General features: G+C 54.1%; 13 protein-coding genes and 3 tRNA genes. 8 read left to right on the top strand and 8 right to left on the bottom strand.

The features are described from left to right. Positions 1-6: 6 nt before the first annotated feature. The 4 genes from J2X14_RS08925 to J2X14_RS08910 form a co-directional block, all read right to left on the bottom strand. On the bottom strand, positions 7-543 hold the full coding sequence (locus J2X14_RS08925) for a DUF2946 family protein (RefSeq protein ID WP_352410866.1): 537 nt from the start codon (positions 541-543) through the stop codon (positions 7-9). Between the two features lie 63 nt (positions 544-606). Next, positions 607-1,083, bottom strand: a complete 477-nt coding sequence (locus J2X14_RS08920; RefSeq protein ID WP_352410865.1) for a YbaK/EbsC family protein — start codon at positions 1,081-1,083, stop codon at positions 607-609. Between the two features lie 131 nt (positions 1,084-1,214). Then, positions 1,215-2,009 carry a siderophore-iron reductase FhuF gene (fhuF, locus tag J2X14_RS08915; RefSeq protein ID WP_352410864.1) on the bottom strand — a complete coding sequence of 265 codons (795 nt, stop codon included), beginning with the start codon at positions 2,007-2,009 and terminating at the stop codon, positions 1,215-1,217. Positions 2,010-2,361: 352 nt separating this feature from the next. Next, on the bottom strand, positions 2,362-3,468 hold the full coding sequence (locus J2X14_RS08910) for a GGDEF domain-containing protein (RefSeq protein ID WP_352410863.1): 1,107 nt from the start codon (positions 3,466-3,468) through the stop codon (positions 2,362-2,364). 238 nt (positions 3,469-3,706) lie between these two features. Between J2X14_RS08910 and J2X14_RS08905 the strand changes: the two genes are divergently transcribed. After that, positions 3,707-3,991 (top strand): DUF1435 family protein, encoded by a 285-nt coding sequence (locus J2X14_RS08905; protein ID WP_352410862.1) that lies wholly within the window; start codon positions 3,707-3,709, stop codon positions 3,989-3,991. A gap of 198 nt (positions 3,992-4,189) precedes the next feature. On the opposite strand, the gene J2X14_RS08900 is transcribed toward J2X14_RS08905, so the two are convergent. The 4 genes from J2X14_RS08900 to rsmC form a co-directional block, all read right to left on the bottom strand. After that, positions 4,190-4,276, bottom strand: a tRNA-Leu gene (locus J2X14_RS08900). A gap of 27 nt (positions 4,277-4,303) precedes the next feature. Beyond that, positions 4,304-4,390 (bottom strand) — tRNA-Leu (locus tag J2X14_RS08895). Between the two features lie 34 nt (positions 4,391-4,424). Next, positions 4,425-4,511, bottom strand: a tRNA-Leu gene (locus J2X14_RS08890). 131 nt (positions 4,512-4,642) lie between these two features. Further along, positions 4,643-5,695 (bottom strand): 16S rRNA (guanine(1207)-N(2))-methyltransferase RsmC, encoded by a 1,053-nt coding sequence (gene rsmC / locus J2X14_RS08885; protein WP_352410861.1) that lies wholly within the window; start codon positions 5,693-5,695, stop codon positions 4,643-4,645. A 107-nt stretch (positions 5,696-5,802) separates the two neighbouring features. Here rsmC and J2X14_RS08880 point away from each other — a divergent pair, with 107 nt between their 5' ends. The 7 genes from J2X14_RS08880 (at position 5,803) to J2X14_RS08850 (ending at position 11,938) form a co-directional block, all read left to right on the top strand. Beyond that, positions 5,803-6,216: a DNA polymerase III subunit psi gene (locus J2X14_RS08880; protein ID WP_352410860.1), complete on the top strand. Its 414-nt coding sequence runs from the start codon at positions 5,803-5,805 to the stop codon at positions 6,214-6,216. Next, positions 6,185-6,625, top strand: a complete 441-nt coding sequence (gene rimI, locus J2X14_RS08875) for a ribosomal protein S18-alanine N-acetyltransferase (protein ID WP_352410859.1) — start codon at positions 6,185-6,187, stop codon at positions 6,623-6,625. Before J2X14_RS08880 ends, rimI begins: the two co-directional genes overlap by 32 nt. Positions 6,626-6,666: 41 nt before the next feature. After that, positions 6,667-7,347 (top strand): pyrimidine 5'-nucleotidase, encoded by a 681-nt coding sequence (gene yjjG / locus J2X14_RS08870; RefSeq protein ID WP_352410858.1) that lies wholly within the window; start codon positions 6,667-6,669, stop codon positions 7,345-7,347. Positions 7,348-8,270: 923 nt separating this feature from the next. Next, positions 8,271-8,774, top strand: coding sequence for an SH3 domain-containing protein (locus tag J2X14_RS08865; protein WP_352410857.1), 504 nt, complete (start codon positions 8,271-8,273; stop codon positions 8,772-8,774). Positions 8,775-8,797: 23 nt separating this feature from the next. Then, positions 8,798-9,322, top strand: coding sequence for a type VI secretion system lipoprotein TssJ (gene tssJ / locus J2X14_RS08860; RefSeq protein ID WP_352410856.1), 525 nt, complete (start codon positions 8,798-8,800; stop codon positions 9,320-9,322). A gap of 12 nt (positions 9,323-9,334) precedes the next feature. Then, entirely contained in the window at positions 9,335-10,678 is a 1,344-nt protein-coding gene (gene tssK, locus J2X14_RS08855) for a type VI secretion system baseplate subunit TssK (protein ID WP_352410855.1), read from the top strand. Positions 10,679-10,699: 21 nt separating this feature from the next. Then, positions 10,700-11,938: a DotU family type VI secretion system protein gene (locus tag J2X14_RS08850; protein WP_352410854.1), complete on the top strand. Its 1,239-nt coding sequence runs from the start codon at positions 10,700-10,702 to the stop codon at positions 11,936-11,938. Positions 11,939-11,941 lie beyond the last annotated feature (3 nt).

Genomic DNA, 11,941 nt, shown 5'->3' with positions numbered 1-11,941 from the left:
GTTGGGTTAAACGGGAGAAAATCCGTTAACCGGCGGCCCGCGAGGTCGGAACCAAATGGGGATCCAGCTGGCGACAAACGGCTGGAGTCGAAGGGGGGTGGCGGGAATAGCGGCCTGCAGCAGCGTCCAGAGCTGCGGCAGACGCACGGAATCCAGCGGCAAATGAATCAACAGTACGCAATAGCCGCAGGCGCTGTCGTCCATCATCGACATATGATAATGCCGGGGATGAGGGGCAGCGCAGGATGACGCGGCGTTATCCGGCACCGCCGTATGATGCCGCGGGTGCTCAGCATGCTGAGCGTGGCCCACAGCGGGTGGGCTATGTTGCCGGATAACGCCCGCCGCGCAGCCTGAACGCGCGGCATTTAGCGGCTGATCGACCATCGCTGACATATGCGCCATCATCATCGGCGAAGCATAGCCGTGCTGAGCCATCAGTGATTTTGAAATCACCGGGGCGATAAACAGCAGCAGCATAGCCAGCAGCGCCAGCCATGCCAAAAAACGGCTGCGGGCGATGGCGAACCAGATCAGCGACACGAAATATCCTGCAAAAAATAGAGGCGTAATTGTATGCGAATTGCCAGTCTGGAAATAACCTTTTTACCTTAAATCAACTGGATTTTGACAAACGTCCACCCATTCGGCCTCGGTAAGCTCCGCCATTCTGTCTGGTGAGATGCGCACCGCGCTATGAATTGCGCCTGCCGCTGGCAAGACTTCGGCGAAGCGGCGCAGAGAGATGTCGCAATAAACCGGCAGCGGTTGCTCAAGGCCAAAAGGGCAGACGCCGCCGGGCGGATGGCCGGTCCAGTTCAACACCTCATCGGTGGTTAACATGCGCGCTTTGGTGCCCAGGGTTTCTTTTAACTTGCGGTTGTCCAGCCGGAGATCGCCGCCGGTTACGATCAGGATGACCCGGTTCTTTACCTTTAACGACAGCGTTTTCGCTATCTGTCCTGGCGCGACGCCGTGCGCTTTAGCGGCAAGCGCCACGGTGGCTGTGCTCTGATTGAGTTCGATAATGGAGATTTCAGGGGCACGCTCGGCAAAATAGTGCCGTACAGACTCCAGGCTCATGTTGCGGTGCTCTTCACAATAAAACGGGGTGATAAAGCTGCCATAACCAGCGGAATCTGTAAACGTTATGCGACGCTAAAACAGCGCCGCCACAGAAGGTACGGCTATTTTTGGCCTGGCGGGAAAGGCGATCAGACCGGTTTCAGGGTACAGTCGCCGCAGCGCGCCACCGCTGGCAGGCGGTAGCGTTGACAGCAGCTGCGACGCTGCATCGCGCCGTCACGCGGGATCACGGTGCGATAAAGCGGGTTATCACTGCCGTCCAGCAAGTGACGTGAGAAAAACAGCGCATGTTCCAGCGACAACAGCGTGGCTTCATCAACCCAGCTTTTCATCTCGCCCAGAAACCAGTGCATCAGATAGCCGGTATTGTTCCAGATAAGTTTGGCGTTGATATCGCCATGCTGCTCAATGCCCGCAACCGCAGGGATTAAATGCTGCTGGATAAGGCGGTCGATACGCTGTTGCGCATTCAGATAGCGCGCGTCTTCGTCTTCATGCACATCGATCCAAAATTTAGCCGGGCGGCCGCTTTCATGAAATTGCAGATGAAAATGTTCCAGCGAGCAGTCGAGCGCGCGTTTTTCCATGACCAGCGCCAGCATCATTGGCGGCACAATCAGGCCGAAATACCACTGTGCCCAGAGCGATTGCAGCGGCTTTGCCTCACGCGGCATATCCGCATGTTCGCGATAGATTTCATCACTGTAGCGCGCCAGCAGCTGATTAAAATGGGCGCTCTGCGACCATTCAGCTTGCGTCAGGGTATCGTCGGGAGCGGTATCGCCAAGGGTGAGAAATTCAAGAAACCAGGCGCGGTGTTCGCTGAACAGGCTGTGCAGCGCCGCGCTGAGCGAACTCTCGCTCTGCATAAAGATGACTGGAGACGAACCGTACTCATAAGCCTGACGCGTGACAATGGCCATAGGGCTACCTGTGTAATCGACTGCCGGAATGAAGATAAGAAAACAAATGATAATCGTTCTTGATTGTATCTAGGAAGGAATAAGGTGGCAAGTAGCAGGTTGCGCGGAAAAGTGTTTCAAAGCTGTACGGCGACAGGGGAATATAACCTGATAAAATGTCGGGTTTTTGTTAGCGGCAGAAAAAGCTCCTGCGTTATCGGCAACCGGCGCGTAAAAATAAGCGAATCCATTCCGCCGGTTACGGTTTATTTTATTAGTGAGTTAATTCATGCGGAAAAAAGCTTTTTATTTTTAATTTGTATTAAGGCGAATAATTTACCTTGGCTAATAATCCGGTTAAATAAACGGGCGGTCAGGATTGAATTATATCCCCCGCAGCCGAGCGCAGGTTGGTTTCACAAAGTTCTTCCCAGGAAAGAATGGTATTTCTTCCACGATTCTTCGCGACATATAACGCCCGATCGGCATTTGCCATCGCTTGCTCAAAATTTTCTTCGATTATCGGAGCGATACCCGCGCTTATGGTGACGTGCGTAGAGACACGATGATTAAAACGATGGGGAATTTCCAGGTCCAACACATATTGACGAATCCGTTCAGCCAGCTTCATGGCAATAGAGGCATTAACATTAGTGATTAGCACCAGAAACTCCTCACCGCCGTAACGGGTGACGATATCCCGCGAGCGTACCGCATCACGAATCGCCGCCGAAACGCGCGTCAGCGCCTGATCGCCCATGGCATGACCGTAGTTGTCGTTATAAGATTTAAAATTATCGATATCGAGCAGCATCACGAAATGGCCGCCAGTATGGCTCTCCAGCAGGTTCTCCAGCCGGTTCTTCAGGCCGCGCCGGTTATAGAGGCCGGTAAGCGGGTCCAGCATGCTCAGGTCGCTCCACGTCTGCTTCTCTTCATACAGCTGAAACAGCAGGCGGCGCGTAAAATGGTCGCTGCGGCGTTGCATCAGGCTTTGAAGCGTAAAGCCGAGCAGCGGTAGCGCGATAGTAAACAGCAGCGTTAGCGGGTGCTTGCCGCCATCCAGCAGCAATACGGTCAGCGAGGGCGGCGCGATATGCAGGCAGAACGCCAGAAGATGCTCGTTCAGCGAGACGGCGCTGATGAAAAAAACCGCCATCAGGCTGACCAACAGAAAGCTGCCGTCAAAATAAAAAACCAGCTGGCTTTTATGCATAATCAGCCAGGACCAAAGCACGCCCATAATAAAAGCCGTAGCAGATAATATCGGCCATTTTGTTTCAGGCTTTATGATCCAGAAGGACAATTGCAATAAACTTATGATAACTATCAATGTTCCCGGTAAAGAGAAGGAAAGGTTTTCTCCTTTATTTATCGGTAACATAAAAAAAAGTGATGTTGCCATGTTTAAAAAAAGAAAAAGCATCAACGACAAGCGATATTTGCTGTGCAGCAATTCTTCATAAGTTTGTAATTTCATTTTATATACTCGGGACAGCCCTGAAATATCAAAGCGCCATTGCCATAGTAAAAGGATTTACTCTGGAAAGGGGGTTGAGTCGTTATTATAAATTTCTGGCATCAGATTAATCCCGGCAATCTAACACTTTCTAACTGGTCTGTCATCTTCGTGTATAAAAATTCTCCACAGGAAAGGTGCAAAATGATAAAAGCTATCATATGATACTGGTAATCATTATCATTTAGTGGTGGCGAGTATGCTGATGGCGATTATGGCGGCCTGCGGATTATGGGGCGTGAGCTGGATCATGGGGGAGCGGCTGCAAAGCGCATGGAGCGTGCTGTTGCCCGGCGCGCTCATGCCGTTAGTGGCATCGATGCACCTTTCATTCGGTCAGTGGCGTTGGTTGTTAGTGGCGGCGCTGCTGCTGACCGTGGTGATGCTGGTGCATCATCGGCTACGGCGCTATATCTTGCTGCCTTCTTGTGTCGCGCTGGCGGGCGCGCTGGCTGCGGTATCGGTTAATGCGGGCGGGCTGTAACGCAGGCAAGGCGGCTGTTGGGCGCTAAGGATGGCTGCCCTAATGGTTCATCAGGCGATAGCCTTTTCAGCATGGGTTTAAGCAGGGATTAACGGCACGGTTACAGCAAGTGAAAACAGAGAGATAGCGTGCGCCGGACGGCGACTAACGGGAAAAGCAGGGGGAGTGACAGAGGATCTAACTGAAGCGTGACAATATTGGTGCGAAGAGAGGGACTTGAACCCTCACGTCCGTTAAGACACTAACACCTGAAGCTAGCGCGTCTACCAATTCCGCCACCTTCGCATAACATTGTCTTCATATCACCGCATTTGGTGCGAAGAGAGGGACTTGAACCCTCACGTCCGTTAAGACACTAACACCTGAAGCTAGCGCGTCTACCAATTCCGCCACCTTCGCGCAGATGCTGTGCGATATGAATTTTCGTGGTCTTTGGTGCGAAGAGAGGGACTTGAACCCTCACGTCCGTTAAGACACTAACACCTGAAGCTAGCGCGTCTACCAATTCCGCCACCTTCGCATTCCAGCATTGCTTTGCAGCACTGCAACCACGGAGGCGAATTCTGGAGATTTTTCCCGGGGACGTCAACAGATATTTATCAGCTCTGTTGCGATCGCTGTAAAAAGCAGCATTCCCCGGGAGATAATGCCTTATTTGTCGCGGTTAGCGGCCTTGATGGCGCGGGCATCGCGTCCCCATACGGCACGGTAAACCTTAAAGCGGCCGGTTTGCGCCAGCACTTCATGATGACCGAAGGTTTCATCCAGCACCTGCGGATAGGGCAGGAAGGCGTTAGCCACCAGACGCAGCTCGCCGCCGCTGCTAAGGTGCTGCGCCGAGCCGCGAATCAGCGTGCGCGCTGCATCCAGGCTGGTTTGCATCCCTTCATGAAACGGCGGGTTGGAGATAATCATGTCGTAGCGGCCGGTTACGTCGGAATAGACGTTGCTGGCGAACACGTCGCCTTCGATCTGGTTTGCCGCCAGCGTCGCCTTGCTGGCGGCCAGCGCGGCGGCATCAACATCGGTCAGCCACAGGCGCACTTTCGGAGAGTGACGCGCCAGCAGCGTTGCCAGCACGCCTGCGCCGCAGCCGATATCCAATACTTTGCCTTTGGTATGCGGCGTAAAGGTTGAAAGCAGCAGCGCGCTACCGCTATCCAGCCCGTCGCGGCTAAACACGCCCGGTAGCGTTTTGATCACGCAATCATCCAGCGTATATTCATCCCAGAAACTGTCCGCATCAAACGTGGGTTGCTGCGTCAGGCGACCGTGATAGAGGCCGCAACGGCGCGCGCTGTCGATCTTGTCCAGCGGCGCCCAGGAAGCCAACATGCTTTCGGCGCTGCGAACGCCGCTGCGGTTTTCGCCGATAACAAAAATATCACTGCCCACCGGCAGCAGCGACAGCAGGTTTTGCAGCTGGAACTGGGCTTCCGGCTTGTTTTTCGGCCAGTAATAGATCAGGGTATCGCACTCTGCTATCGCTTCCGCCGTGGCGACCAGGCCATATTGCGCACGATCGCCCATGCTGCGGCTTAATGATTGCCAGTGATGATAATATTGCGTATGAACGCGGCTCAGCTGGGTTTCCAGTTGGGCGGGCAGGTCATCCTGCAAATCACCGGCAAACAGCACGCGGCGCTCTTGCCATTCATCACTGTGGCGCAGGATCACTTCACTCGCCGGGGTAAAAGCAGACATCAGATAGCTCCTCAGAAATCAGAGCGCAGAGTATAGTGGTTTGTTGGCGCATGTTCGATGGGTTTGCTAGCATAGCGGCGCATTATAAGGGCGTAACGGGAATTTCTATGTCATCCAGACGTGACTGGCTACTACAGCAAATGGGCATTACGCAGTATAAGCTGCGGCGTCCACGCGCGTTACAGGGTGAAATCGCGATAACGCTGCCGGCGGATATACGCCTGCTGATCGTGGCGGATATTCCTCCCACTACCGAGGATCCTTTGGTTGGCGATGTACTGCGTGCGCTGGCGATTATGCCGCAGCAGGTGGTCAGCGTAACGCCGGATCAGCTTGCGATGCTGCCTGCCGAGCGTGCCTGCGCCAGCTGGCGGCTGGGAACCGACACGCCGGTTGCGCAGCAGGGTCCACAACTTTCCACACCGCCGCTTGAGGCGCTCTATTTTGACGCCGAGGCGAAGCGCGCGCTCTGGCGGCAGATTTGTGAATATGACGTCGATTTCTTTACTCACTCCGCATGACCTTCCGCAGGCGCTTGCCATTGAGCAACGCAGCCACGCTTTTCCCTGGACGGAAGCAACATTTGCCAGCAATCAGGGCGAACGTTATCTGAACTACCGGCTTGACGTGAATAGCCAGATGGCTGCGTTCGCCATTACGCAATGGGTGCTGGACGAAGCGACCTTGTTTAATATCGCCGTCGATCCCGCTTATCAACGGCAGGGATTAGGCAAAGCGCTGCTGCATCATCTGATTGAACAGTTACAGCAGCGCGATATTTTTACGCTGTGGCTGGAGGTACGCGCCTCCAACCATGCGGCGATCGCGCTTTATGAACAGACCGGCTTTAATGAGGTTTCGGTGCGCCGAAACTATTATCCGGCAACGCATGGTCGGGAAGATGCCTTAATTATGGCGCTCAGCCTGTAAAGGCGACCGCTCCCTCTGACGTGCCGTAACAGGAGAACGCTATGTTACAAGACTGGGACTGGATCCTTTTTGACGCGGACGACACGCTGTTTCACTTTGATGCTTTTACTGGCCTGCAACGGCTGTTTAAAGATTACAACGTTGATTTCACCACCGCTGATTATCATGAATATCAGTCGGTTAATAAACCGTTATGGGTTGAGTATCAAAACGGCGCGATCTCGGCGCTACAGTTGCAGCATCAGCGCTTTAACGGCTGGGCGGAAAAGCTGAATGTCACGCCGGACGCCTTAAACAGCGGCTTTCTTAGCGCGATGGCGGAAGTCTGCGTGCCGCTGGAAGGCGCGGTAAACCTGATTAATGCGTTAAAAGGCAAGGTGAAGATGGGCATCATCACCAACGGCTTTACCGCCCTGCAGCAGGTGCGCCTGCAGCGTACGGGTTTTCGTGATCACTTCGATCTGCTGGTCATTTCTGAGCAGGTAGGTCATGCCAAACCGCATCCGGCAATTTTTAACTATGCGCTGGAAAAGATGGGGCAGCCTGCGCCCGAGCGGGTATTAATGGTGGGCGATAATCCTGATTCAGATATTTTAGGCGGCATCAACGCCGGTTTAAAAACCTGTTGGCTGAATGCAGACGGCAGGGAAAAACCGGCCGCGATCACGCCGGACTGGCAGGTCAGTTCATTACACGAACTGCAATCTATTTTATTTGCTTAAGTTTTTATTCCAGCGATTTTTAGTTTGAAACACTGCGAAGGCGGCCTCAGGGTCGCCTTTTTCATTGCTAATTTGTGTTATTGCGAAATTAACATCTGTAAATCCCTTTTGGAACCGGTTTTCTGATGCTTAACAGCATAAAATCAGGGCCAGAAAAGAAAAAAATTATCACGATTAAAGTGCAGTTTTTTTAAGCGCGAGGCCTTTTTCATGCCCATTGCGTAAAGATTTTCTGATGTTTTGTAGGAATATTCCTATAGAATTAGGTAAGAATAATCAGAATTTGTATTTATGTTTTTAATTAAGCTTTACTAATGTAAAGTCCTTTACTACGTGCTCGTTGAATTATCACAAAGACTATGTAAACTTGCGCGAAACAGGACAGCCTGAACATAAAAAAAGACCAGCTACGGGGTTTGCTTTGCAACCTCGTGCGGTAGCAATGGCTGAACTCTGATTCATCTTTCGACTGAATTTTAATCACTTTTCTTTTTGTCTGATGTGGTACGAAAGTGCCGGGCGGCATTATCAGCTGTATGCAGCCCTACAATTTTTTGGTACGACTATTCAGACCTTTTCACCAGAGAACGCCAGAAATACTTACAGGGAGCAGTGATAATGGTTGAGGAAGGTTTATCAAACCCTCATCCGCAGGATAGCGTAAACCTTATTTCCGGTAGCTCATCTTAAGATACATTGCACAAATCGAACATTTGCTGCGATGTCACAGGCTCCTTACGGCCAAAAAACCTATAAACTATTGTACTGACTTCCATTAGCGCTGCTGCGCGCATTACTTTGCTTTGCGTTGGCACAGCCAGCAACGGCTATGCTTTTTTGCTGCGCCAGTATTGGTCATGCTATTGCTCATTGGCGGCTTACCCCCGTTTTTGTTCATTACTTAAGATAACTTCATGAGGATCATGGTGAAAATTCGAATCGCATTGGGTCTGCTTTTTGTATTAAGCGTTGCGGGTTGTAAGTCGCCACCGCCGGTCAGTGACGACACGCTGGTTTCCAGCACCGTCGACGGCGTGACGTTGACCTATCGGTACGCTATTACCCCGCCTAAAACCTTTACGCCGATTAATGAAGAGTACCGCGCGCTGTATAACGCCTCGGTGATGAGCCGTCCCGATTTCGGCGGCAAGCTGGTGCGTCAGCTGGAAAATGCCCAGCCCTATACCGTGCTGGGCAGCGTGGAAAACAACTGGTTTGCTATCGCGGAAAAAGATCAGGATCAGCTAATCGGCTATGTGCCGCTGCGCGCCGTCGTGAAAAGCGAGCTGTATGAGGGCACCCTCAAGGCTGACCAGCGCCGTAAACGCATTCGCAACGCGCCCGCGAAGAAAAAAACCTGCGTGGCGGTTGATGGCGACAGCAAAGCCTGCCAGAACAGCAACAGCGGTACCTGGATTATCGATTAATAATTTCTAATGGGTAACCCATTATGAAACCATGCTCTTTTTTGCGCCTGAGTCTTCAGGCGCTTTTCCTGGCGGCGCTTACCTTGCTGGCAGGCTGTATCTCCTCTACACACAACGATCCCTCCCGTTACAGTCTGTTATTTCAGGCGCACCCACCGGTCAATGACGCGGCACCACTGAAAATCAGGGTGCTGTTATTGAAATCGGATGCCGACTTTATGTCTGCGGATTTTTATTCGCTGCAGAACAGCGCGCAAACCGTGTTGGGTAGCAATCTGCTTAATAGCGAGCAGTTTTTCCTGTTGCCAGGTCAGCTAAATAAAACCCTTAGCGGTCAACGCACGCCCGATGCCCGCTATATCGGCGTGATGGCCGAGTATCAGTCGCTTAATGGTAAGAAATGGCGTCTCTCTCTGCCGCTGCCCAATGCGGACGAGAGCGAGCCGACCAATGGCTGGTACAGGGAAGCGGATCGGCTGCAGGCCCGGATCGTTGCTGACAATAGCGGCGTACATCTTGCGAGCAAAGCAGCGTCAACGCCTGAATAACGGAAAGCCATTATGAACAAAGCAGAAAAGGTGGTCTGGAGCGAAGGCATGTTCCTGCGCCCGCATCACTTTCAGCAGTCGGAAAGCTACCTGCAAAGTACCCTGCGCGACTGGGGAGCCACACAGCGACCTTATCTGTGGGGCTTTACCGATCTGGAGTTTGACGAAGCGATGCTGCGTCAGGGGAAAATCGCCCTGAGCGCCGCCAGCGGTCTGCTGCCGGACGGTACCCATTTTTCCTTTCTGGATTCACGCCAGGCCCCCGCGCCGCTGGAAATTGCCGATAACCAAAGCCATGTCAACGTGGTGCTGGCTTTACCGGCGCGGCGCGGCGGACGTGACGAAGTGATCTTTAGCGAGGCGGCGGATTCGCTGGCGCGCTATCTCAGCTTCGAACGTGAAGTGGACGACTTTAACGCCATTTCCGTTGGCCCGGCGGCGGTCCAGTTCGGCAAGCTGCGTTTGCGGCTGATGCTGGAAAGCGAGCTCACCGCCGAATGGACCGCCATTGGCGTGGCGCGCGTGATCGAAAAGCGCAGCGACAGGCAGCTACGGCTGGATACCGGCTTTATACCGCCGATGCTTAATGCCATTAACCATCCCCAGCTGTTTGATTATTTAAATGATATTCATGGGCTGTTGGCGCAGCGCAGCCAGCAAATCGGCCAGCGTTTACAGCAGCCGGGGCGGTTTAATACCGCAGAAATGGTGGATTTCATGCTGCTGGCGTTAGTGAATCGCCACCTTGGCCTGGTCACCCATTTGAAAAATCTCCCGCTGCTGCATCCGGAGCAGCTGTTTGGTCACTGGCTGGCGCTGGCCTGCGAGCTGGCGAGCTGGTCGCCGCAGCGATCGCCTGATGTCTCATTGCCGGTCTACGATCACGACGATATCGCCCGCAGCTTTAATAAACTGATGCTGATGCTGCGTCAGGGGCTGTCGCTGGTGATGGAAGAGAGTGCGATCCAGCTGCCGCTGACCGAGCGTTCCCACGGCCTAAATGTGGCAACGGTGCCGGAAGCCTCTATGGTACGCGAGTTCGGCTTTGTGCTGGCGGTACGCGCCAACGTGCCGGGCGAGGCGCTGCAAACCCACTTCCCGGCGCAGATGAAAGTCGCGCCGGTCACGAAAATTCGCGACCTGGTGCAGCTGCAGCTGCCGGGCATGATGCTGCGCGCCATGCCCACCGCGCCGCCGCAGATCCCCTGGCACGCTGGCTACAGCTATTTTGAGCTGGAGAAGGGCGGCGAGCTGTGGAAAGAGATGGAAAGATCGGGCGCGTTTGCGCTTCATCTGGCCGGGGAATTTCCCGGTCTGGATATGGAGTTCTGGGCTATTCGCAGCCAGTCCGTCTGAAACGAATAATGAGCGCTCACCATGCAGGAACGACATTTCACCGGCGGCGAAGCCGCTTTTTCCGGTGCGAGCAGCAATAATCCGCTGCTGGCCGCCGCGAACCCTTTGCTTAATGCGATTCCCCAGATCCGCCACTCGGTATCCCATGACAACCCGGCCGCGCTGCGTCAACGGCTGATCGATCAGGTACGACACTTTGAAAAAGAGAGCCAGCGCGCAGGGCTGCCTTATGAGGTGATTGTCGGCGCGCGCTATTGCCTGTGTACCGCGCTGGATGAGGCAGCGGCGCTGACGCCATGGGGAAGCCGCGGCGTCTGGCCCGGCAACGGGCTGCTGGTTACTTTTCATAACGAAACCTGGGGCGGCGAGAAATTTTTCCAGCTGCTGGCGAAGCTGTCGCAAAATCCGCGTGAGCATATCTTCCTGCTGGAGCTGATCAACTATTGCCTGCTGCTGGGGTTTGAAGGGCGCTATCGCGTACTGGACAACGGCCGTTCGCAGCTGGAAACCATTAAACAGCGTCTGCTGCAGATGATTCGGGGCGTACGCGGCGGCTATCCGGCACCTTTATCGCCGCACCCGGAAGACCGGCCGGTGATGCGTAAAATGTGGCGTCCGGTGGTGCCGCTCTGGGCCTGCGCGGCGCTTGCCGGTTTTCTCGCCTGTCTGCTCTATATCATTCTTAACTGGCGCCTGGGCGACTATACCAGCCCGGTGCTGGCCTCGGTGTATCAGACTCCGCTGCCGGAAGTCACGATTCCTCATCCTGCGCCGCGCGCGCCTGCGGTGCTGAATCTGCGCACTTTCCTGCGCCCCGAAATCGAACAGGGGCTGGTGGCGGTACGCGACGAAGCGGATCAAAGCGTTGTGACGCTGAAGGGCGATGGCCTGTTTGCCTCCGGCTCTACCGCCGTGCGCGGTCGCTATGAAGAGGTGATCAATCGCGTGGCGCAGGCGATGGATAACGTGAACGGAAAAATTCTGGTTATCGGCTACAGCGATAACGTGCCGATCCGCAGCGCGCGCTTCGCCTCTAACTATGAGCTATCGCTGGCGCGTGCGCAGTCGGTACAGGAGATGCTGCAAAAACATCTGTCGCAACCGGCGCGCGCGAAGGCGGAAGGGCGCGGCGAGACCAATCCGCTGGTGCCGAACACCACCGCTGAGAACCGCGCCCGTAATCGCCGGGTGGAAATCATCCTGTTAGTTTCGCCAGACAATACGCGGGCGGAGCTGAATGGACTGCAGCAAAGGAACTAACAG

This window comes from Mixta sp. BE291 (assembly GCF_031457955.1).
Taxonomy (GTDB): Bacteria; Pseudomonadota; Gammaproteobacteria; order Enterobacterales; family Enterobacteriaceae; genus Mixta.
Note: the sequence above shows the minus strand (reverse complement) of the source record. Positions and strands in the feature narration are given on the sequence as shown.

Coding starts and splice junctions, on each gene's coding strand:
- J2X14_RS08905 (WP_352410862.1), top strand. CDS start 3,707: ATGCTGATGGCGATTATGGCGGCCTGCGGATTATGGGGCGTGAGCTGG.
- J2X14_RS08850 (WP_352410854.1), top strand. CDS start 10,700: ATGCAGGAACGACATTTCACCGGCGGCGAAGCCGCTTTTTCCGGTGCG.
- tssJ (WP_352410856.1), top strand. CDS start 8,798: ATGAAACCATGCTCTTTTTTGCGCCTGAGTCTTCAGGCGCTTTTCCTG.
- fhuF (WP_352410864.1), bottom strand. CDS start 2,009: ATGGCCATTGTCACGCGTCAGGCTTATGAGTACGGTTCGTCTCCAGTC.
- J2X14_RS08865 (WP_352410857.1), top strand. CDS start 8,271: ATGGTGAAAATTCGAATCGCATTGGGTCTGCTTTTTGTATTAAGCGTT.
- yjjG (WP_352410858.1), top strand. CDS start 6,667: ATGTTACAAGACTGGGACTGGATCCTTTTTGACGCGGACGACACGCTG.
- J2X14_RS08880 (WP_352410860.1), top strand. CDS start 5,803: ATGTCATCCAGACGTGACTGGCTACTACAGCAAATGGGCATTACGCAG.
- J2X14_RS08920 (WP_352410865.1), bottom strand. CDS start 1,083: ATGAGCCTGGAGTCTGTACGGCACTATTTTGCCGAGCGTGCCCCTGAA.
- rimI (WP_352410859.1), top strand. CDS start 6,185: ATGACGTCGATTTCTTTACTCACTCCGCATGACCTTCCGCAGGCGCTT.
- rsmC (WP_352410861.1), bottom strand. CDS start 5,695: ATGTCTGCTTTTACCCCGGCGAGTGAAGTGATCCTGCGCCACAGTGAT.
- J2X14_RS08910 (WP_352410863.1), bottom strand. CDS start 3,468: ATGAAATTACAAACTTATGAAGAATTGCTGCACAGCAAATATCGCTTG.
- tssK (WP_352410855.1), top strand. CDS start 9,335: ATGAACAAAGCAGAAAAGGTGGTCTGGAGCGAAGGCATGTTCCTGCGC.